The sequence below is a fragment of the Thermococcus piezophilus genome, from assembly GCF_001647085.1.
Lineage (GTDB): Archaea > Methanobacteriota_B > Thermococci > Thermococcales > Thermococcaceae > Thermococcus > Thermococcus piezophilus.
Genome location: NZ_CP015520.1, coordinates 1,853,066 through 1,872,231, shown reverse-complemented (window position 1 = coordinate 1,872,231; position 19,166 = coordinate 1,853,066). Strand labels below are relative to the sequence as shown.

General features: G+C 52.5%; 26 protein-coding genes and 1 pseudogene. 6 read left to right on the top strand and 21 right to left on the bottom strand.

Annotated elements, in window-relative coordinates; all coding sequences use genetic code 11:
- Positions 1-222: 222 nt before the first annotated feature.
- Together A7C91_RS10285 and glyA are read right to left on the bottom strand one after the other, a co-directional pair.
- Entirely contained in the window at positions 223-657 is a 435-nt protein-coding gene (locus A7C91_RS10285; protein ID WP_068667223.1) for an immunoglobulin-like domain-containing protein, read from the bottom strand.
- Positions 658-797: 140 nt separating this feature from the next.
- Positions 798-2,081, bottom strand: coding sequence for a serine hydroxymethyltransferase (gene glyA, locus A7C91_RS10280; protein ID WP_068667220.1), 1,284 nt, complete (start codon positions 2,079-2,081; stop codon positions 798-800).
- A 216-nt stretch (positions 2,082-2,297) separates the two neighbouring features.
- Between glyA and cobB the strand changes: the two genes are divergently transcribed.
- From cobB to A7C91_RS10250, 6 genes are read left to right on the top strand one after another with little or no spacing between them, the layout of a single operon-like run.
- The gene (cobB, locus tag A7C91_RS10275) at positions 2,298-3,053 is read left to right on the top strand and encodes an NAD-dependent protein deacetylase (protein WP_068667218.1); all 756 of its coding nucleotides are present in this window, start codon (positions 2,298-2,300) and stop codon (positions 3,051-3,053) included.
- Positions 3,050-3,463: a DUF3783 domain-containing protein gene (locus A7C91_RS10270; RefSeq protein WP_068667216.1), complete on the top strand. Its 414-nt coding sequence runs from the start codon at positions 3,050-3,052 to the stop codon at positions 3,461-3,463. Before cobB ends, A7C91_RS10270 begins: the two co-directional genes overlap by 4 nt.
- A gap of 34 nt (positions 3,464-3,497) precedes the next feature.
- Positions 3,498-4,226, top strand: coding sequence for a TIGR02253 family HAD-type hydrolase (locus A7C91_RS10265; protein ID WP_068667214.1), 729 nt, complete (start codon positions 3,498-3,500; stop codon positions 4,224-4,226).
- Entirely contained in the window at positions 4,183-4,764 is a 582-nt protein-coding gene (locus A7C91_RS10260; protein ID WP_082872007.1) for an ASCH domain-containing protein, read from the top strand. The genes A7C91_RS10265 and A7C91_RS10260 overlap by 44 nt, the downstream gene beginning before the upstream one ends.
- A 40-nt stretch (positions 4,765-4,804) precedes the next feature.
- On the top strand, positions 4,805-5,428 hold the full coding sequence (locus tag A7C91_RS10255; RefSeq protein ID WP_068667212.1) for a phosphatase PAP2 family protein: 624 nt from the start codon (positions 4,805-4,807) through the stop codon (positions 5,426-5,428).
- Positions 5,421-5,882, top strand: a complete 462-nt coding sequence (locus A7C91_RS10250; RefSeq protein WP_068667210.1) for a COG2426 family protein — start codon at positions 5,421-5,423, stop codon at positions 5,880-5,882. Before A7C91_RS10255 ends, A7C91_RS10250 begins: the two co-directional genes overlap by 8 nt.
- A 48-nt stretch (positions 5,883-5,930) precedes the next feature.
- Here the strand turns inward: A7C91_RS10250 and A7C91_RS10245 are convergent, their stop codons facing one another.
- From A7C91_RS10245 to crcB, 19 genes and pseudogenes are all read right to left on the bottom strand, one after another.
- Positions 5,931-6,317 (bottom strand): PEGA domain-containing protein, encoded by a 387-nt coding sequence (locus A7C91_RS10245; RefSeq protein WP_199920044.1) that lies wholly within the window; start codon positions 6,315-6,317, stop codon positions 5,931-5,933.
- Between the two features lie 108 nt (positions 6,318-6,425).
- Positions 6,426-6,767, bottom strand: a complete 342-nt coding sequence (locus A7C91_RS10240; RefSeq protein WP_068667206.1) for a hypothetical protein — start codon at positions 6,765-6,767, stop codon at positions 6,426-6,428.
- Positions 6,752-7,120 (bottom strand): hypothetical protein, encoded by a 369-nt coding sequence (locus tag A7C91_RS10235; RefSeq protein WP_068667204.1) that lies wholly within the window; start codon positions 7,118-7,120, stop codon positions 6,752-6,754. Before A7C91_RS10235 ends, A7C91_RS10240 begins: the two co-directional genes overlap by 16 nt.
- Entirely contained in the window at positions 7,117-7,533 is a 417-nt protein-coding gene (locus A7C91_RS10230; protein ID WP_068667202.1) for a hypothetical protein, read from the bottom strand. Before A7C91_RS10230 ends, A7C91_RS10235 begins: the two co-directional genes overlap by 4 nt.
- Positions 7,534-7,537: 4 nt before the next feature.
- Positions 7,538-8,077: an ATP-binding cassette domain-containing protein gene (locus A7C91_RS10225; protein ID WP_234394506.1), complete on the bottom strand. Its 540-nt coding sequence runs from the start codon at positions 8,075-8,077 to the stop codon at positions 7,538-7,540.
- Between the two features lie 204 nt (positions 8,078-8,281).
- Positions 8,282-8,656: a hypothetical protein gene (locus tag A7C91_RS10220; protein WP_068667200.1), complete on the bottom strand. Its 375-nt coding sequence runs from the start codon at positions 8,654-8,656 to the stop codon at positions 8,282-8,284.
- Positions 8,653-9,411 (bottom strand): hypothetical protein, encoded by a 759-nt coding sequence (locus tag A7C91_RS10215; protein WP_199920043.1) that lies wholly within the window; start codon positions 9,409-9,411, stop codon positions 8,653-8,655. The genes A7C91_RS10220 and A7C91_RS10215 overlap by 4 nt, the downstream gene beginning before the upstream one ends.
- 623 nt (positions 9,412-10,034) lie before the next feature.
- Positions 10,035-10,214, bottom strand: a complete 180-nt coding sequence (locus A7C91_RS10210) for a hypothetical protein (protein ID WP_068667196.1) — start codon at positions 10,212-10,214, stop codon at positions 10,035-10,037.
- Positions 10,198-10,446, bottom strand: coding sequence for a hypothetical protein (locus A7C91_RS11320; RefSeq protein ID WP_199920042.1), 249 nt, complete (start codon positions 10,444-10,446; stop codon positions 10,198-10,200). Before A7C91_RS11320 ends, A7C91_RS10210 begins: the two co-directional genes overlap by 17 nt.
- Positions 10,447-10,663: 217 nt before the next feature.
- Positions 10,664-11,946: pseudogene (locus A7C91_RS10205) on the bottom strand (MFS transporter).
- Positions 11,947-12,294: 348 nt separating this feature from the next.
- A complete protein-coding gene (locus tag A7C91_RS10200) occupies positions 12,295-13,617 on the bottom strand; it encodes a TldD/PmbA family protein (protein WP_068667194.1) in 1,323 nt (440 codons plus the stop codon).
- 10 nt (positions 13,618-13,627) lie between these two features.
- On the bottom strand, positions 13,628-15,049 hold the full coding sequence (locus A7C91_RS10195; protein ID WP_068667192.1) for a TldD/PmbA family protein: 1,422 nt from the start codon (positions 15,047-15,049) through the stop codon (positions 13,628-13,630).
- Positions 15,050-15,182: 133 nt separating this feature from the next.
- Positions 15,183-15,473 carry a MazG nucleotide pyrophosphohydrolase domain-containing protein gene (locus A7C91_RS10190; RefSeq protein ID WP_068667190.1) on the bottom strand — a complete coding sequence of 97 codons (291 nt, stop codon included), beginning with the start codon at positions 15,471-15,473 and terminating at the stop codon, positions 15,183-15,185.
- Positions 15,474-15,513: 40 nt separating this feature from the next.
- Positions 15,514-16,194 carry an aspartate/glutamate racemase family protein gene (locus A7C91_RS10185; protein ID WP_068667188.1) on the bottom strand — a complete coding sequence of 227 codons (681 nt, stop codon included), beginning with the start codon at positions 16,192-16,194 and terminating at the stop codon, positions 15,514-15,516.
- Between the two features lie 91 nt (positions 16,195-16,285).
- Positions 16,286-17,497: a bifunctional phosphopantothenoylcysteine decarboxylase/phosphopantothenate--cysteine ligase CoaBC gene (coaBC, locus tag A7C91_RS10180; RefSeq protein WP_068667186.1), complete on the bottom strand. Its 1,212-nt coding sequence runs from the start codon at positions 17,495-17,497 to the stop codon at positions 16,286-16,288.
- 78 nt (positions 17,498-17,575) lie between these two features.
- The gene (locus A7C91_RS10175; RefSeq protein WP_068667184.1) at positions 17,576-17,872 is read right to left on the bottom strand and encodes a DUF835 domain-containing protein; all 297 of its coding nucleotides are present in this window, start codon (positions 17,870-17,872) and stop codon (positions 17,576-17,578) included.
- Complete coding sequence (locus A7C91_RS10170; RefSeq protein WP_068667182.1) at positions 17,865-18,122, bottom strand: hypothetical protein; 258 nt, start codon at positions 18,120-18,122, stop codon at positions 17,865-17,867. Before A7C91_RS10170 ends, A7C91_RS10175 begins: the two co-directional genes overlap by 8 nt.
- Before the next feature lie 274 nt (positions 18,123-18,396).
- Complete coding sequence (locus tag A7C91_RS10165) at positions 18,397-18,777, bottom strand: DUF190 domain-containing protein (protein WP_068667180.1); 381 nt, start codon at positions 18,775-18,777, stop codon at positions 18,397-18,399.
- Between the two features lie 4 nt (positions 18,778-18,781).
- Entirely contained in the window at positions 18,782-19,153 is a 372-nt protein-coding gene (gene crcB / locus A7C91_RS10160; RefSeq protein ID WP_068667178.1) for a fluoride efflux transporter CrcB, read from the bottom strand.
- Positions 19,154-19,166 lie beyond the last annotated feature (13 nt).

The window sequence follows — 19,166 nt, the reverse complement described above, 5'->3', positions numbered from 1 at the left end:
CCCCTGCTGGCCTTTACCCAGCTCCCGTTCTCCCAGCGGTAATGAGGTACCCCTGGCCAAAAGTGATCGGCATCAAGCCGATGTTCCTCACCGTGAGCTCAGGCCTCTCCCAGTGGGCATAGGTTGTTTTGTCAATGCTGACGATGACGTGAGGCCGGTTAAGCCCCAAAGAAGAATAATGGCCGAGACCAGTAGAGCCTTCTCCAAGGGGCTATCCTCCATTCATCTTTTGATGTCAAACTCGGTCTCGGGCTTTACAGTTACATTGCCCACGAAGATGCTCTTGACTATTTTGTAGTGTCCCGGATCAATGTTGAGCTTTGAGAGGTCTATTATCTGCTCCCAGCTCTTGCCGGGTTCAATGATGATAGCTATCTCTATGAAGGCCATGTCAAGGTTTACCTCCTTCCAGTTGCCGTTCTCAAGTCTGTAAAGCTGGAATTCGTAGCCGGTTGTTGCCTCCGAGTCGGCGTTGTTGACCACTGTTAAAACCATAGTCTCATCCGGGGCATAGCTCGTCTTGTCAAGTTTCAGAACGACGTCTGGAACGGCGGGGATTTCGTCAGTTCCTCCAATATCTCCCCCCATGGAGGAAGCCAGGAAATACGCCACGGGAATTATCAGGAGTGCCAACAGCACAGGGACTGCTTTTCTCATGTGAGCCACCATAGAAGTATTAACTTCCAAGTTCTTAACGGTTTTCAAAACTTCAAGGGGGAGTAAAGTGAACTGCCTGGGCACAGAGGGAGCACTTATTGGTCCCTAACTCCGCGAGGATATTAAAAAAGGAGATGGAATCACTCCTTCATCGGGAGGCCGTAGTCGAAGGAGTAGTAGACCTTCTGGTACTCCTTTCTGTACTCGGCGATCTCCTTCATGACCTTCTTCGGGTCCTCTTTGTCGATGAGGACGCGCCTCATGAAGACCGCTATGTCCTTCATGTTGTCTTCGAGCATTCCCACCCTGGTCATCTCTTGGACGCCTATCCTGAGGCCGCTCGGGGTGTTGACCTTCTCAAGCGGGTCCCACGGCAGGAGGTTCTTGTTGAGGATTATGCCTGCCTCCTCGAGGAGCGGCGCGGCCCAGCCGCCGGCGGCCTCGTGGAGATCGCTAACATCGACAATGACCTGGTGGCTCTCGGTGTAGTCCTTGTCCTCGCCAATGACCTTGAAGCCCTCCTCGGCGAGGGCCTCGGCGAGGGCCTTGGCGTTTTTGACAATCTGGGTCGCGTACCTCTCACCGTACTCGAGCATCTCGGCAGCGGTGATGACCTTTCCGGCCATGTGATGGAGGTGGTGGTTGCTGAGGACACCCGGGAAAATGGCCCACTGGAGCTTGGCGACGTCCTCACCGAAGTTCTTGTAGAGGATTATACCGCCCTGCGGTCCTGGGAAGGTCTTGTGGGTCGAGGCGGTGATTATATCTGCTCCCTCCCTGAGTGGGTCCTGGAACTGCTTTCCGGCAATGAGACCGAGCACGTGGGCTGCGTCGTACATGACATAAGCACCGACTTCCTTGGCCACCGGAGCAAGTTCCTTGACCGGGTGTGGGAACGGGAAGAGCGAACCACCGAAGACGACTATTCTTGGCTCGAGCTCACGAATGAGCTGAGCGGCCTTGTCAACGTCGATGTTGAACTCCTCATTGTCAAAGGGCCAGGTGTGGACTTCAAGGCCCCTCATTCCAGCGGCTCCGAATGGCATGTGGCTTATGTGGCCACCATGGGATGTGTGCAGAACGATAGCCTTGTCTCCCGGCTGGGTGAGACCGAAGAAAACTGCCTGGTTGGCGTTGGTTCCGGATATAGGTCTGAGGTCAGCAAAGTCGCTTCCAAATAGCTTGCAGAAGAGGTCAACACCGATGAGCTCGACCTCATCAACGTACTTACAGCCCTGATAATACCTCTGTCTGGGCCAGCCCTCGGCGTACTTGTGCATAAAGCCGCTAGAAACAGCGCGGTTGACGCTCGGAGAAGTGATGTTCTCACTTGCGATGAGGTTTATAGTCGAGCTCCTCCAATTCTCGTGGGCGTCCAGATATTCAATAACCTTGTCCCTGTACATCTTATATCTGTTCTCCATGGGAAACACCTCGATAGAGGTTTGAGCAGATAAAATATAAACCTTACCGCAGAATTGAAGGTTTATTCACGTGCTCTTTTCCTTTTGTTGGCAACTAAGCAGGGGCTGTTTCGGAAGATGGTGAAAAAAGTAAACTTTTTACAATGTATGCTGCATGTGCTGAAAGGATTTCAAAGCCGGGCAGGATTTTTAAGGACTGCCGACATAGGTGTACTCATGATAGAAGAAGCGGCCAAACTGCTCGCCCGCTCGAGGTTTGCGATTGCTTTTACCGGGGCCGGGATAAGCGCCGAGAGCAGGGTTCCGACCTTCAGGGGCTCCAACGGCCTGTGGAAGACGCACAGACCAGAGGAGCTCGCCACCCCAGAGGCCTTCAGGAGGGATCCCCATCTCGTCTGGAGCTTCTACAAATGGAGGATGGAGCTGATAGGGAAGGCCAGGCCAAACCCCGCTCACTACGCCTTAGCTGAGCTCGAAAGGATGGGAATCCTCAAGGCGGTTATAACTCAGAACGTTGATGATCTGCACCGCGAGGCTGGGACTAAGAATCTAATCGAGCTCCACGGCAACATCTTTCGCGTTAGGTGCACCTCCTGCGACTATAAGGAGAACCTGAAGGAGAGCGGTCGCCTGGAAGAGTTTCTGAAAGAGAAAGACCTTCCGAAGTGTCCGGAGTGTGGTTCCCTCCTGCGGCCCGATGTGGTCTGGTTCGGAGAGCCCCTGCCGAGAAAAGCACTGGAGGAGGCCTTCAGGCTCGCGGAGAGGGCTGACTTGGTGCTCGTCATAGGAACGAGCGGCGTGGTGTATCCGGCCGCGTACATCCCCCAGATAGTCAAGGAAACCGGGGGCAAAGTCATTGAGGTAAACCCAGAGGAGAGCGGGATTACGCCCATAGCCGACGTATTCCTCCGCTGTCCCGCTGGCGAGGCGATGGAAAAACTGATGGAGAGGATTGAGGGGCTGGTAAGATGAAGGTGAAGGTTTTTCTCATTGGTTTTAACGAGGAAGAAGCAAATGTCGTAAAGGAAGCCCTCAATGGACTCAGCGTCTTTGAGGTTCCCGAGTACTGCAGGGACTGGATCGTGGGGGATGTAGTGGAAAAGGCTGGGACGCTGAGCGGTTCCTGCTACTGGCATCTGAGGAAGTTCGTAATAATGCACGGCGTTGATAACGAGACCCTCAAAGATGCAATAAAAACCGTCCGATCCCTCGACCTCGGAAGGATCATATTCGCCACTACCACTCAGACTTCCCTGACGTGGAAGCTGGAGGATCTCCTGGACGAACTGATGGCCGAGGACGAGTACTTTCAGGCTCTGAGATGGGCCCGGGAGCAGGGCGCCAGGAAGAAGGGCCCGTTTCTGGATTTGGAGAAAGGTTAAATTACCCAAAGCACAACTAATGGCGGGTGGGGAGATGATAAAGGTCGTGTTTTTTGACCTTGACGATACCATCGTGGACACGTCCAAACTGGCCGAGATGGCACGGAGGAACGCGATAGAGAACATGGTGAGACACGGTCTTCCAGTTGATTTCGACACTACCTATCACGAGCTCCGTGAACTGATAAACGAGTACGGGAGCAACTTCGGCAGGCATTTTGATTACCTTCTGCGCCGTCTTGATCTTCCTTACGACCCCAAATGGGTGGCGGCTGGAGTTATAGCGTATCACAACACCAAGTTTGCCCACCTGACAAGCGTTAAGGGTACGAGAAAAGTCCTGCTTGAGCTTAAGAGAGAGGGACTCAGTCTCGGTATTATCACTGACGGCAATCCGATAAAGCAGTGGGAAAAGATACTCCGCCTTGAGCTCGATGACTACTTCGATGCAGTTTTTATCTCGGACTTCGTCGGCGTCAAAAAGCCCCATCCAAAGATATTCAAGAAGGCCCTTGGGAGGTTCAACGCCGAGCCCCATGAGGCCCTCATGGTCGGCGACAGGCTGTACTCCGACATATACGGTGCCAAGAACGTAGGCATGAAGACCGTGTGGTTTAAATACGGGAAGTACGCCAACCGCGAGCTGGACTACCTCGAGTACGCTGACTTTACCATTAACTCTCTTGAAGATGTTCTCAACATAGTCAGGAGGTTGACGAGTGAGGGGGAAAAGCGTTCAGATAAGGAAGTTCATGCTGATTGACAGCGCATACAAATCCAGAATCCTGCGTGGGGACAAAGTTACGACGATACGCTACGGAAACTACGAGGCCAAGCCGGGGAGCGAGGTCTACCTCGTCATAACGCCGAGCGACACTGCCATAGCCAAGGTCAGGATAACTCGCGTTGAGCGGAAGAAGGTCAAGGAGCTCACTAACGAAGATGCAAAGCTTGACGGCTTTTCCGACGTGGGTCAGTTGGTCAGGGAGCTCTCCAAGATATACGGCGAGCTCTACGGCGACGACGAGGTTACGATTATAGGCTTTGAAATGATAAAGCGCTTCGACGACGGTATCCCGCTCAAGTGGCTTAAGGGGCTCAACTACCGCGAGCCCGATGAAATAGCCCGCCTTTACCTGGAGAACCAGGAAAAGCTGAACCTGAACCGGGAAACGGACTTCATACTGCGCAGGATATACAACGAGGGCCTTGGAAGGGCAGTCAGAACATTCGGGCCAAAAAAAGTCCAGCAGGCGCTGCTCAAGGCATATCATGCGCTCTATGCAGCCGGCGTTATCTAATGGAAAGCTTTTTTAGTGTCGTTTTCCTTTTCAGAGTGCCATGGACGAGAGAAGAAAGCTTACAATCCTCACGGTTGCCCTTGCAATCGTTTTCATTGCCCAGCTGGCGGGCCTGTTCGATTGGATAAACCGGGCTGTAAACTCTGCCATCCCTCTCGTCGATACTCCTTTGGTTCGCGCGTTCACGTTTCTCGGCGATGATATGCCTTTTTTTGCGTTTGTATTTCTCGCAATTTTTCTCGACTGGCGCGAGAGGGAGAGGCTCTCCAGGGAGACGTTCGCCTTCGTCATTGCTGCCTTTGCTGGACTGGCTGTGGTCGGTTTGTTGAAGTTCACTCTGGGGGTTCCGAGGCCGAGACCCCTGCCGGTGGCGGGGGCCTTTAGCTCCGGCTCTTTTCCGTCCGGCCACACCTTCAGGGCTGCATTGATAGCAGCCTATGGAGACGACCGTTGGGAGAGGCTCAAGCCACTCTTTTGGGTCTACGCCTTAGCCATAACCTTTACGAGGCTCCTCCTCCACTACCACTGGCTCAGCGATGTTCTCTTCAGCCTAATCCTCGCTCCCTGGCTTTATATTCTGACCAGGGTCGCCGAGAGCCGCTGGCTTCCAGTTTACAATACCGTCGTTGAAAGGCTCAAACTGGGGGTGCTCCGGGTTGAATGAGCTCCTGAGGGTTTTTCTCCTCTCACTCCTCCCGACCTTTGAAGGTAGGTATGCCATAGTTTACGGTATAGGAAAAGGATATCCCCTCTACGAGACCCTGATAGTGGCTTCCCTCGGTGTCCTGATACTATCGCTGGTTCTTCCGATTACGCTCCCTTACCTGGACAAGCTGATGCTCTGGCTGGAAAAGACCCCCCTTGAGAAAATCGCGAGGCTCTACCTTTACTACGTGGAGCGCGTGAGGAAAAAGGCCCATCCCTACGTTGAGAGATGGGGCTTCCTCGGGCTGACTATCTTTGTCGCCATACCCCTCCCTGGAACGGGCGTATGGACGGGAGCTCTGGCCGCTTACCTGTTTGGCATCGAGAAGAGAATGGCCGTTCTCGCCTTGATCCTCGGAGGACTCCTAAGTATGGCGATAACACTCGTTCCGGCGCTAGGGCTGTTTGGGTAAAAAAGAAAGGTCAAAGCTTCTTGGCAATCAGTACACCAATTCCGACGATTAAAATGCCTCTGAGCACGTAGGCGGTGGTAGGGGATACTGGAAGCTTGCTCTTTGTTCCCTCCTTTGGGGCCATTTGTTCTGGTTCCCTTCTTTTATCCGGGGGTCCAACGAGTACTTTCTGCCGCTCAGGTCGGTGAGTGCTACCGAGATAACGCCGCTGTCTCCAGCGTGCGCTCTAACCATCGTCTCGTAGTCCCTGAAGCCCTCCTTCTTAAAGACCAGCGTGTGCGTTCCGGGAGTAAGGGTGATGTTGCAGGGCGTTGTGCAGTTCGCGGTCTTTCCGTCGATGTAAAGCCCTGCACCCCCAGGTACTGAAACTACCTGGAACTTAGGATACGGTAGGAGGGTCATGTTCAGGGCCAAACGCTCACCCGGTGAGAGCACCACCTTCCTGCTTCACTCCACAAACCCCTCGGTATATCCTGCGACCTTGTGCTCTCCAGGGGTCCGGTTCAGGGTACATTTGCCTATGCACATGAGATTACTGTCCACCTAAACCTCTGCGTCTTCCGGGTGAGCCTCTACCAAGAGCGTCGCGTTCTCCGGTTTGGGAATTCTGACTGTCTCGTTTCCAGCATTCCCGCTTGTGTTCTCGGTATTATCTGAAGTTCTCTCCAGCCCGTTGGGGGGATTCCTGTACTCTGAAGGAATCCCATAAACGACTTTGACGCTCACGGCATTTATAATCCGGGTAAAGTTGACGTTTATCGTGATTCTCTCTCCGGAACCTGGTTTCACGAGGAAGTCCACGTAGGGGGAGACACCATTGAATGAGTTGATATTCGATGCGACTGTTATGGGGCACTCTCTGGTTGGACTTACCTCAAACTCCACCCGCCTTTCAGCAAAATCGAGTCCGTATCCTTGGATGCTTTCATTGATGACAGGCAGGAGCGTGTTAAAGGCGTCCTCGGCACGTTGAGGATCCCTCCAAAGACGAGAACCGTGGAACCCTGCGGGTCGGAGTTTACATCAACCCTCAAGTATTCTGGAACGTAGCTGGTCCAGTTGAGGTAGTGTCCAACCGACGCCCAACCGTCTTCAATCCTGGTGATTTCTACTATATAGTACTCATCGCACACTCTAACCGGCGTGTTGTTGAACAGCAGGATGTAGCCGGTTCCGCTGGCGTTTTTCATGACTTCAAATACAGGCCCGTTACCCTCAACCGGCCCGTACGTCGTCACTGCACATTCCAGTGCTGGCCCGAGCCCGGGAGCTTCGGCGGCAGTCTAAGCGGTGCTTCGAACTTCAGCTCAATAGGTTTGGCGCCCTCAGTCATAATAGCCTCCCAGATTTTCCCACCATTCACCTTCAATATCGTCGTCAGACCTTCCTTGACCAGAACTGGGATTTTTACCTCCAACCCGTCGATTTTCAGGATAAGAAAGTACTCTTTGCCTTCATTTGTTGCAGGTAGCTCAACCCACGCCGGTGCGGTAAAGCTTAAATTCTCGTCCAGAACTAAAACTTCCGCGCTGGAATCGACAACGAGTATATCCCATGGCCGGCCTCCGGAGACGCCGTAACATTGTTTTGAACCGAAAGTGAGAGCAACAATAGTACAATGATTGCCGGGACGATTCTTTTCATAATTCACCACCTCACAGTGGGAACGCCCCTTCAAGCAGTGGAAGAACTTCCTCTGGATGGCCTGAAGCCTGAACCTTTCCCGCAGCTATCAGGACGGTGGGGTCTGCCATTCCAATAAACGGGTGCCAAATGTGGGAGATTACAACGAGATTAAGGCCGTCTTCATGCTCCCGCTTGATAACATCAATGACATTCTTCATGCCTCCCAGGTCGAGGTTGGCGAGGGGTTCATCAAGGAAAATCGGCTCGGGGTTTCCCCCGAATGCCTGGGCTAGGCTGATCATCTTCCTCATTCCGGCGGAGTACTCCCTGACCTTCTTGTCTATAAACTCCCCAGCCCCGAACATCTCCGCAGCCTCCCGGACATCCCGTCCATCCCCTCCTCTGGCCTCTGATATGTACTCCAGCCACTCCCTTCCGGTTCTCAGCGGGGGAAGCGCCGGCGGATCGAAGGAGACACCCAACCGTCTTCTTATCCCCTCGTCCCTCCAGGGGTCTTTTCCCAGAACCTCAATACTCCCCCTGGTGGACAGGTATGCCCCAGTTGCAATTTTCAGGAATGTTGACTTCCCGCCGCCGTTGGGACCTACTATGACGGTCAGGCCCTAGGAATCGTGAGGTCCATGGAATCGAGGGCGACGACGCTGCCAAAGCGCTTGGTGAGTTCCTTGGCTTTCACGATCACCGTCTCACTCCCAGCACAATCAAAGTGGCGAGAAGGAAGGCCGCCGTTCCTCCGGCCATGTACTCAACCCTCAGCACACGCTCCGATGGATAGGCCACACGGTTCTGATTGCGATCCGGGCCGTGCTGTTTCCGTGGTAGACGAAGTAGTAAGTCCCAGAATCCGGGAGTTCGATTTCCCTGTACATGTTTCCCATCGCGGGGAGGTTTGCGAGGAATTTTTCCCTCACCCCATCAAAGAGCAGGATGCTGTATTCCTCCTTACCGTCCGTCACAACGCTAACCGCGACCCTCCTGGCAGTGGGGACAAAGACCGACACGGACGAGCCATCCCCGCTGAAGAAGCCGTACGCAGTTGGATTCACCGATTGGTAGTGGGGAAGGAGCAGCGAGCTAACCGTGAAGAGAAAGAGCGCAAGCAGGAAAAACACCGTGAATCTATTCATCTCGCGTCCCTCCTTTCGCTGAGGACTGTTGAAGCGGCCAGCAGTGCCGACGGGACAAAAAACCCAACCTGGATGACGCCCACGTAGGGACTGCCGGCGTATCTCATCCTATACGCCGCTGCCGTTAGATATGAGGACATGGCGCTGGAGATGCTGAGGGGCGGGAGGTTCGATATTTCAAGGATAAAGGGGACGTACAGTACTGCCAGCCCCCCTAGTATTGCGGCGAACGAATTCGGGGACAGCACTGCCACGAAAAGCGAGACCGAGACCGTGTAAAAGACAGCCATCAGAAAGAACGTGAGAACGTTGATCCAGATCCCCTTTCCTAGGATTCCGGCGAGGAGGGAAGGGGAGCCGGAGAGGGTGTATCCAAGGGCCAGAAAATAAGGGAGCACGAACGAGATGAGCGCCAGAAAGAAGGTCGAAGCGAACTTTACAATGAAGAGCTTCCACTTCCTCATCTGAAGGGAGTAAACGGTGAGGGCAGCGAGGGAATCAATCTCTCCCCTTATTGAAAGGCTTGAAAGCATTACCGAGACGAAAGCCAGGACGCTGTAGGCTTCCTGCGAGATAGTCGGGAGGGCGAGCTTTGGAATGGTTGTAGCGTAGTATGACGCTGATTCGGGGCTGAACGGACTGAGTATTCTGGCTGCACCCATCCCAAAAACATCTCTCATGAACGCGAGTCCGGCCATCAAAAACCCGAACAGGAAAACGGTGAGCCTCAGAGGGTCGTTTAGCTCCCATTTCATCTGGGTTTTAAGCATGCCCATCCTTCCACAACTTTACCCCTATGGACACCAGAAGTGTCAGGGCCCAGAAGTGCATGTAGTACTTCCATGGAGTATCGGGGAAGAAGCTTTCATTTTCGTTTGGAAACTCAATGTTCGTGTCGTACAGCTTGATGCCGTCCGGCCAGATTCCTTCGCTCGATTTTCCGCGAATCTTGCGGTCCAGGCCTGTTCAACCTGCGGGGCCTTTCCAGAGAGATCAACATCTCCATGAGGAATGTCACCTACAGCGCCTACGGCAATGACACTGTTCTGACGTACTACCAGCCCTTCAGGCCCCGCGCATAGATATCACCACATGAAGGTTCTACTTCAGCGATGCGGGCAGGGACTGGTCGATGTCCGGGGGAGGAAGAGAGGAGTACACCTATGACTTCCTCACGAGAGTCATAATCGCGGGGTCGTTCAGCCATTCCCCAGAGCTGATGGCGCTGGGTGTGTTCAGCATCGACAGAGTTCTCCGGGCTTGGGAGGGGTGGAGGGATCTATGAAGAAGGTGGCCTTCCCTATGAGGGTTCCGTTCTCAGAGTAGGTCATACTGGTCAGGTTTGGGTTTAACACCTTCCATATCGTCAGGTTGGGAATTATTCGCACAGGTGGTTGCCCTCAATCGTGGCGTTTATGAAAGTTATGCTAACATTGATGAGCGCTTCACCTCCACAGACCTCAAGAACCTCAAACTGCAGGAAAATCCTCGTGCAGTCTCCGATTATAAAAGGGGAACTGTCTTTTTTCCAGGGGGAATCGTTACTCAAGTAGTCCATGATTTCCTTCTCCGGTGACTCTCTGATATTCGAATTTTGTGTATGCAATCTTTGATGTGTGGACCTTGTAGGGACCTTCGATAATTTTTGTTCCCATACTCCAAGACACTGCGGAAACGTGTTCTACTGTGTTGGTTTCGATAGTTGCACCTTCCATCATAAACCAAGACATATCCTCTGACTCCTGCCCAGTACCCCTCTCCGTTGTCCCATACATAATCATCAATATCATGTTTATAAATTTCCCAGCATCCAGTGGGGACACTGCTTTGGGAGGTTGCTACTACGAAGTTTCCGATAATATATCCAAAGAAAACCTACTATTAACAAAACACTAATAGCTCTCTTCAAATAATCACCTCTGAAGTTATTTGTAAATCTTCAGGTAGATATCGTATAAATTTTTATAAAGCGGTAAGTATGATAATGAATAGAAAATAGAAACAGTATCAGGCCAGCTCCTTCCCCATAGTCTCATCTCCAAGGGCCAGAACGTCGAGGGCACCTATTATAGAGATCACTGCTATAGTCAGAACCGCCAGCGCAGTGTCGCTGAGTTCCATGATTCTTCCTGCAACTATTGGGGCTATCCCACCGCCTATCCTAGCCATTGCTCCTGCCCACCCTGTTCCAGTTCCCCTTACACTGGTCGGGTAAAGTTCGGGCGTGTAGGCGTAGATGGCGCCCCAGGCACCTAGATTGAAGAAACTGAACAGTATGGCGCTCGCAAGTATCATGGATGTGTTGGCTGAGCTCGCCGCGAAGTAGAACATCAAACCCGCAATCCCCGAGAGGAACAGGTACGAAGAGAGCGTTTTCTTCCTCCCAACGTGCTCAATCAGATAGGCAGCACTCCAGTATCCAGGCAACTGGGCAACTGCAGTTATGATGAAGTACTGGAAGCTCTTGAAGACGGTTATTCCAAGCGTTGAGGAGAAAAACTTCGGAAGCCATATGAAGAAGCCGTAGTAGGCAAACGCTATGCTGAACCATGCTATGCTCAGCATTAGTGTCCTCCGTGAGTACTTCTTCCAGAGGTCTGCTATGGATGCTTTCTTGTGTTCCTCCGGGGGTTTCTGAAGCTTTACATCAACGCCGAAGATTATCTTCAGTGTCTCCTTCGCCTCGGAGACCCTACCTTTAACGAGTAAGAACCTCGGAGACTCTGGGAGTGTCAGAAAGAGCGGCAGGATAATCAGGATTGATCCGCCGAATAGCAGGATATTCCTCCAGTCTGCCATCACAAGGAGGGCCACCACTCCGATGATTATGGTTCCTATTGCCCAGGAGCTCTCCAAGATGGAAATCATTGCTCCTCTCATGGACTTCGGCATGAATTCGGCGAAGTACGAGCTGGCAACGGGCAGGGAACCTCCAAGTCCCAGCCGACGATAAACCTGAGAAGTATCAGCTGGTTAAGGCTCCCGGCGAAGGAGCTTGCTATGGATCCGAGTGAGAATGTGACGACGGTCAGGGTCAAGGTCTTTTTCCTCCCTATGTGATCCGAGAGGATTCCGAAAAGCCACGCTCCGAAGAGCATTCCAAAGAGGGCCGCCGAGCCGAGCGAACCGAGTTTGGGGAGGCTACCTTGGAAAGCGGGTTCCTCTTTCAGTAGGGGTATGATCAGGCTCGCGGCTATGGTGTTCACTGCAACAAATGCCCATATCGCTCCAAGCACGGCCAGAAGCTTGTAATGGAAGGTTTTAAGCTCTGAATTTTCTATTACTTCCATTTTTCACCACCACTACGGTGTATTCGGGACCCTTTCAGATTATTAAGGAAAGAGAAACAGTACTTTTAAGTGTTTGCCGACTGAAACCCCCAAAGTCGTTCATACTTCATCTTGGCTGGTTGCCATAGGAATAACGCGGTCATAGGGTTCATGATGCCTGAGAAAGGGGATGTGGCTTCTAAAATTGGAGTGCTGATGGCCACCACGAGCGTTCCTGGAGTTTACATCGGGAGTTACATGAACAAGACCGTGGAAGGGCCACTTTTGATGACGCTGCTCGCGATCCTAATGATTGTCATCCGGTTAAGATGGTGGATTAAATTGCGGAAAGGGGAAAGAGAAAAGACCTTACATCGTCGCCCTTGTTATTCCCACGTCCTTTACGAGCACGTATGGGGTGAAGACCGGCGTCCTGACCTCCCACCAGTGGATGTGGTGTAGCTGCTTTCCAAGGGCGGTGATGTTCTCCAGAATTCTCTGGAAGTTGTCGCTCACGCGGATGTTCCTTATGGGCTTCAGCTCGCCCCTCTCGACGAGGAAGATTCCGTCGCGAGGTATGGTCGAGAAGTCGCCCTTGACGTAGTTCTGGAAGCGCGTGTACCAGACGTTGGTGATGTAGATGCCCCTTCTGACGTCCTCGAAGAGCTCGTCCTTTGAGTAGTCGCCAGGCTCAAGGAGTATGTTCCAGGCGTGGGGCATCGTCAAACCCGCGTTGGCTGTGGTCTCGGTTCTGTACTTCTTAGCTAGGCTGGTGTTGAGGAGGAATGTCTTGAAGGTGCCTCTTTCAATTATGGTGGTTTCCCTCGTCGGAACGCCCTCGTCATCGAACTTTCTGGTGCCGTAGGCGTTGGGTATGTTGCCAACATCTTTGATGGTAACGTTCTCGTTTGCTACCTTCTGCCCGAGCTTGCCAACGAGGAAGGAGAAGCCCGCCTCGGCAGCGAAGGCCGACGTCATGAAGCTCATATAGCTGAGAAGGTTGGCAAAGGCTAACGGATCAAAGATAACATCGAACTTACCCTCAGGCCCCTGCTCCGGTTTCTGTGCTATCTTAGCTATCTCGCCTGCCTTTCTTCCCGCACTTTCGGGATCGAACTTCTTGAGGATCCTCACTGAGTTAGTTCCGTGGCCGCTCTCAAGGTCGCCGATGAAGGCTCTAACGCTTATCTCTATTCCCGTTCCCTCGTCAAAGGCCTCGACGCTGTTGCTCGTGGTTAGATAAAGCCTGTTGTGGTCAGTGTAAAGAACACCGGCGACACGCTTAGCCCCCTCCTCGAGGGCCGCGTTTATGGCGGTCTCAACGTACTCGTTCGGCTCATCGAGCTCGACTATGGCCTTATCAAAGGTCTCTGGTATATCCCTGTATTTGAAGGGTCCCTCGGCGATGCTGTAGTAGTCCTCCTTTGGAGACATGTTCTTTAAAGTCGAGAGTAGGGCCTTGAGCGTCCTCTCGATGTTCTCCCCGCTCAGCTCGGTGATGCTCGTTCCTGCGACCCTCTTCTCAAGCTCGACGAAGATCTCCACCTTCCTCTCGTGCCAGTTCTTGGCGACGGTTATCTCGTTGTTGGCGAAGCGCACCTGGCGTCTGTCCATCTCGTAGCCGAGGACGACAACATCGCCGAAGCCAAGCTCTTTGGCCTTCTTAAGGATGAATTCGTTAACGTCAAACATCTCCACCACCTCACGGCCTCCTCAGCGGTATTCCCCTGAGCCTCGCGTGGGCACCTCCCATCCAGACCGGAACGCCCTGGCCAGGCTCGCCCTTGCCACAGGTTCCTGGGAAGTACTCGACCTCTTTGCCAACGGCATCGACGCTGCTCCACAGTGCCTTGGTGGTTATCTCCAGAATCGGTCTCCTCACGGGGTGCTTAATCTCGCCGTTCTCGATGAGATAAGCCTCTCTGCCGATATAGCGCTGCTGGTAGCGCCTGTCGTCTATGTTCCACTCGTTGAAGGAGACCATGTAGACACCGAGCTTTATGTCCTCAATCAGCTCCTCGAAGCTGTAGTCGCCCGGCGCGAGGTATGTGTTCGCCATCCTCACTATCGGCTCGCGGTTGTAGTTTATGGCCCTCGCCGCTGCGTTCGACCTCCGCCCGAGCTTTGCGGCATACTCCCTGTTGGTGAGGAACTCGGTGATTATTCCGTCTTTGATGAGGTAGCGCGGCCTTGCCTTAACGCCTTCGTCGTCGTAGAGGTAGAAGCCCCAGCTGTTGGGTATCGTTGGATCCTCTATGACTGTGACAACTTCGCTTCCAATTCTCTCGCCAAGCATCTCTGGCTTTACGAAGCTTTCACCGGCCTGCGCCGCCTCCCTGCCGAATATTCTATCCGCCTCATATGGGTGTCCAACGCTCTCGTGAACAGCTATTCCAGCGACCTCGGGGCTTACGACCACATCTACTTTTCCTTCGGGCGGCTTCTGCCCCTCACCTATGAGCTTCTTCAGGGCCTGAACGTCCTTCACTGCCCACTTCCAGGGCTCATCTTTCTCTATGAGCTCTAAGCCGCCAGAGAAAGCCCTCTGGATGAATGGAGCCTGCTCCATCTGGCCGTTCTCGAGGACGACAAGGTTATACATTATCGAGACCTTTGGGATAACGCTTTCAACCAGCGCCCCCTCACTGTTGGCGAATATCTTGTGCCAGACGTAGTCCGAGTAGCCCAGGTACCTCATGGGCACGTTGATGCCCGTGTCGAGAACGTCCTCTTCAACCTTCTTGAGGAGCTCAAGCTTTTCCTCCACTGAGACTTCCCGGAAGTCCTTCCTCATCCTGACCTCGTAGTAAACCTTGTGGAAGTCCTCATCGCTAAAGCGAATAGGCTCATTCCTTACCTTCGCAGCTGCTTTAGCGAGTTTGACCGCCTTTTTAACAGCTTCAGCAACGCTTTCCCTGGTGAGGACGTTCGTCGAGGCAAAACCCATGCCCCCATTGACCAGAACCCTCACGCCAATTCCCCTGTCGGAGATAACCTCGAGGCCTTCTGGATTGCCATTCTTCATGGTCAGAGAAGTGCCGTTCTTCTCCTCAAAGCGAGCCTCGGCATAGCTCGCCCCAAGCTCTAAAGCCTTTTCAACGGCGAACTCAACGAGTTCATGCATGCACATCACCTCAGCTTACTGCATAGAATGGTGTGTTCAGGAGTATAAAAATCTTTTCGCTCAGATGATGGTCGAAAAAGAGGCTGCAATCTTCCACATCTGGAAGGCAGAACCGGAGAGAGGAATATGTCGTTCACTTCTCTTCGCAGGTGCAGGGACTGTTGCCGCAGTAGGGGCAGACGCCGGGGTATTTCTTTTTGGCTGCTTCCTCGAGGTCCATTCCGATGAGGTTGGCCAGGCTGGAGAGCCACGCCAAGACGTCGGCGAACTCCTCCTCCATTGCCTCCATGTCATTCTTCCTTATCGCCTCTGCTAACTCGCCAATCTCTTCCACGAACCAGAGGAACGTTTTATCCACTCCGCGCTTCGAGTCCTTATGAAAGTAAATCTCCCTTATCATTTCCTGGAACTCGCGAAGCTCCATCTTCTTCCCCTCGGTGAAGAATAGGAAAGGGGTATAAAAATCACTCGCTCGCCAGCTCTATGAGCTTCCTCATGTGGATTTCCGCCGTATCAAAGACCTCAATGCTAACGTCTCCAGCCTTTATGGCTAGAGGAAGCTCCGTGCAGCCAAGGATTACTCCTTCGACTTTCTCTTCCCTCGCATACCTCTCGATTAGTTCGACTATCCAGGGCTTGTTCCTGAAGTTCTCGAAGGCCAGCTCGTTGAAAATTATCGAGTTGAGCCGCTCCTGCTCCTCCTCGCTTGGAACCACTACTTCAAAGCCCTCCTCGCGGAGCGCGTTGACGTAGAAGCCGGAGCTCATGGTTGTTTTAGTTCCGAGGAGGAGAACGCGCTTTATCCTTCTCCTCTTGATTTCTTCAGCAACTGCCTCTATTATGCTCACCATTGGGACGTTTACTTCTTTCTGAACATCGGGGAAGACTTTGTGGGGAGTGTTTGCGGACATCACTATTATCTCCGCCCCTGCCCTCTCGAGGGCTTTGGCGGCGTTTATTAGGATCTTCTTCCTTCCCTCCCAACCTTCAGGGTTCTCGAAGAACCTCCGGAAGTTTATGGAATATATAATCAGCTCAGGGTAGATGTGCTTTTCAAATTTCTCGCGGCTTATCTCGATATATTTGCGGTAGTAGTAGCAGGTCGATTCCGGCGTCATTCCGCCTATTATACCTATCCTTTTCATGAGAACCACCAAGAGCGGTTGGAGTGAGTCTTTATGAGGTTTTTGGGGCTTGGATGAATTTTTTCTCAAGAAATGGGTAGAAGTAAAAGAACTAAACCATCAAAAGAATCCCGTCCCACAGCCTCTCTGCCAAGGCGCGCTTGTCCATCCTAGGCAGTTTCTTGACGGCATCAGCCGTTACGAGGATGACCTCGTTCTCTTCGCTGCCGAAGGCCTTGAGTGTGTTGGCAACTACCACGTCGCTTTTGACCCTCTCTATCTGCTTTCTGGCGGCGCTTACGAGTTCTTCTTCACTCAAGCCGGTCTCTGCCTTGAAACCAACGAGGAAAACATCGGGCTGGAGCTCTTTAACGCGGTCGATTAACTTGGGAGTCGGTTCGAGTTCGAGGGTTACCGGCTTCTCGCTCTTTATCTTGACATCTGCCTTGTTCTTAATGCGGAAGTCGCTCACCGCCGCTGCTAAAACCACGAAGTCGTATTTCTTGGCCTTCAGCTCGTTCTCTATCGCCTCTAGCATCTCCTCCACGGTCTCTACTTCGATTTGGTTCTCGACAAAGCTCGGCACGCTTCCCTTGGTCCTTATCAGTGTCACCTCTGCCCCTCTGAGGTCTGCCTCCTCAGCCATGGCAACTCCCATTTTTCCGCTGCTTGAGTTGGTTATGTAGCGTATCGGATCTATGTACTCCCTTGTCGCTCCAGCGGTTACAAGAACGCGCTTTCTGGCCAAATCTTTTGTATGGAGCTTTTTGATGACGCGGTATACTATCTCGTCGATGCTCGCTACCTTGGCCTTTCCCTCCTCGAACCTCGGCCCTATGAACTCGACGCCCAGCTTTTTGAGCTTCTCTATGTTCTCTGTGACTATCGGGTGGTCGTACATGCTCGAATGCATCGCAGGGGCAATCATTATGGACGTGTGGGCAAAGGCTGTCGTTACAACTGTCGTAACGGGTGTATCGTCGATCCCGGAGGCTATCTTCGAGATAGTGTTTGCCGTCGCTGGGCAGACTAAAATCAGGTCGGCCTTGTTCTCGTGGTCCCCCGCCAGCTCCACGTGCTCTATGAAACCAGTGATTTCAGTAACGACCGGGTTTCCTGTTGCGAACTCCATAGCGTAGGGGTGGACTATCTTCGTCGCGCTTTCGCTCATGACCGCGTGAACTTCCGCGCCATGCCTAATAAGCTCTCTGGCCAGCTTTACACACTCAACGGCTGCTATACTCCCGGGGATAGCTAGGACAATTTTTTTGCCAACCAGCTTCCGACTTTTCGTGGCGTAGATAAGCTTAACGTGATGGAGCATCTCAGTCACCACTCCCTATACGACCCGAACATCTAAATGTTTTGTGGCGGTGGGGACAGAAGGGGTCACGTTTTGGAGTCATCCTTTATTCTTTGTATCGAGCCATTTGAACTCTCTTTCAAGCAGTTTGAGGTGCTTCTCCTTGATAGCTGCTGGATCCAGCATGACTATGAGGGTGGCTCCAATCAGTATTCGCTTGTCCTTAAGCGTGGTTAGGAACTTGAAAATGCTCTCGAACCTATTTTCAAGGATGAGGTACTCCAAGCCATCAAAGATAATGACCGTGTTTTGGTCTGCACTATCAACGAGCTTCTGGAGGAGGGGCGCGAGGGAAGTTGGATGTATGGGGTTTTCCCATCTACATTGGTTATCCATAAGTAGGGGATTCCACGCTTTTCAATACCTCCGGTCTTCTGGTGATGGCAAGAGCTTCTTTGCCCCTCAAGTATGGTAGGATATCCCTAATGTTCCTGCTGGTTAAATAGGCATCTTCAGGAAGGGAACCCTCACCTTTCATGATTTTCTTGGGGGCTATCCTTATCCCTATGGTGTGCTGCATTCTCCACACATAGGTGAAGACTACTCCACTTCCCAAGACGAGCAGCACGCTATTGGGTATCTTCATGAACCTGTGCTGGAGCAATGCCGTTTATCATGTTCACAAAATATCCAGTCTAGAACACCGCCGCACCCAAGGTAACCCCGTTGAGGGTCTCGCTTCCAAAATTTCCCTGAGCAGTGAATAGGAATGGCGGAGGAGGTAGAGTTCCCCCTTCAGCACCAAAAAGCACGCTGCCTCTGCCAAGAGTTCAATTGTATTATAGATGTCCCACATCGTACCAGGTGCCCGTGGATAGTGCAAAAATGAGTTTTAATAATTTTTGTTTTAAGAATCAAAGCTATTCCTCCCTAATTGCATCTTCCTTGAACTTCTTGACTTCCTCCGCGGTTCCGACCCAGACCACGATAGTTGGCTCGACCGTTATCATGCCGTCCTTTATCATCGGCTTTATCTCGCAGATTGCTTTCTCTATCTTGTAGCCCCTGTCCACGGCCTCGACAATGATGGGTAAATCCGTGGAGAGCCTCATTACATCGGTGGAGTGAATTTTGCTCTTCTTCCCGAAGCCGTAGAGTCCACGATAAACAGTAGCACCAGCGATGCCCATCTCGCGGAGCTTTCCAACTATCGCTTTGTAGAGGGGCTTCCCGTCCCAGCGGTCGTTTTCCCCTATGTAAATCCTGAGGCGGAGCGTGTTCCAGTGCTCAACCTCGACCATTCTATCACCTCCTGGAAAGGACAAAGCCTGCAAAGACTAATGCAATCGTGATTATAACGTTTGCCGAGACGTTCAGGAGAGCTAAAAGGTATTCCTTCTCCCTCATGAGCGAGAATGTCTCATAGGAGAAGGTTGAAAAAGTGCTCAGGCCACCGCAGAAGCCCGTTCCGAAGAAGGTCCTCCAGTCTGCCGGAACGTCAATTCCCCAGAAGAGGAGGCCGTAGAGGTAACCGAGTATGAAGCTGGCTATGCTGTTGACGAGCAGAGTTCCAACGGGGAGGTCCCTGTAAACAGGCATTATTCCCGAGATGTAAAAGCGCGCCAGCGCTCCAAGGGCACCGCCGAGTGCTATCGCCACCGCTATCCTGCCGTTCATTCCATCACCGCCG

Bases quoted from the DNA above. Each gene is read 5' to 3' on its own strand.
- A7C91_RS10270 (WP_068667216.1), top strand. From the start codon at position 3,050: ATGAAGGTGAAGGTTTTTCTCATTGGTTTTAACGAGGAAGAAGCAAAT.
- A7C91_RS10185 (WP_068667188.1), bottom strand. From the start codon at position 16,194: ATGAAAAGGATAGGTATAATAGGCGGAATGACGCCGGAATCGACCTGC.
- A7C91_RS10175 (WP_068667184.1), bottom strand. From the start codon at position 17,872: ATGGATAACCAATGTAGATGGGAAAACCCCATACATCCAACTTCCCTC.
- glyA (WP_068667220.1), bottom strand. From the start codon at position 2,081: ATGGAGAACAGATATAAGATGTACAGGGACAAGGTTATTGAATATCTG.
- A7C91_RS10220 (WP_068667200.1), bottom strand. From the start codon at position 8,656: ATGAATAGATTCACGGTGTTTTTCCTGCTTGCGCTCTTTCTCTTCACG.
- coaBC (WP_068667186.1), bottom strand. From the start codon at position 17,497: ATGCTCCATCACGTTAAGCTTATCTACGCCACGAAAAGTCGGAAGCTG.
- A7C91_RS10190 (WP_068667190.1), bottom strand. From the start codon at position 15,473: ATGGAGCTTCGCGAGTTCCAGGAAATGATAAGGGAGATTTACTTTCAT.
- A7C91_RS10285 (WP_068667223.1), bottom strand. From the start codon at position 657: ATGAGAAAAGCAGTCCCTGTGCTGTTGGCACTCCTGATAATTCCCGTG.
- A7C91_RS10255 (WP_068667212.1), top strand. From the start codon at position 4,805: ATGGACGAGAGAAGAAAGCTTACAATCCTCACGGTTGCCCTTGCAATC.
- A7C91_RS10210 (WP_068667196.1), bottom strand. From the start codon at position 10,214: ATGGACTACTTGAGTAACGATTCCCCCTGGAAAAAAGACAGTTCCCCT.
- A7C91_RS10215 (WP_199920043.1), bottom strand. From the start codon at position 9,411: ATGAAATGGGAGCTAAACGACCCTCTGAGGCTCACCGTTTTCCTGTTC.
- cobB (WP_068667218.1), top strand. From the start codon at position 2,298: ATGATAGAAGAAGCGGCCAAACTGCTCGCCCGCTCGAGGTTTGCGATT.
- A7C91_RS10200 (WP_068667194.1), bottom strand. From the start codon at position 13,617: ATGTTTGACGTTAACGAATTCATCCTTAAGAAGGCCAAAGAGCTTGGC.
- A7C91_RS10265 (WP_068667214.1), top strand. From the start codon at position 3,498: ATGATAAAGGTCGTGTTTTTTGACCTTGACGATACCATCGTGGACACG.
- A7C91_RS10165 (WP_068667180.1), bottom strand. From the start codon at position 18,777: ATGGTCGAGGTTGAGCACTGGAACACGCTCCGCCTCAGGATTTACATA.
- A7C91_RS11320 (WP_199920042.1), bottom strand. From the start codon at position 10,446: ATGATATTGATGATTATGTATGGGACAACGGAGAGGGGTACTGGGCAG.
- A7C91_RS10195 (WP_068667192.1), bottom strand. From the start codon at position 15,049: ATGCATGAACTCGTTGAGTTCGCCGTTGAAAAGGCTTTAGAGCTTGGG.
- crcB (WP_068667178.1), bottom strand. From the start codon at position 19,153: ATGAACGGCAGGATAGCGGTGGCGATAGCACTCGGCGGTGCCCTTGGA.
- A7C91_RS10170 (WP_068667182.1), bottom strand. From the start codon at position 18,122: ATGAAGATACCCAATAGCGTGCTGCTCGTCTTGGGAAGTGGAGTAGTC.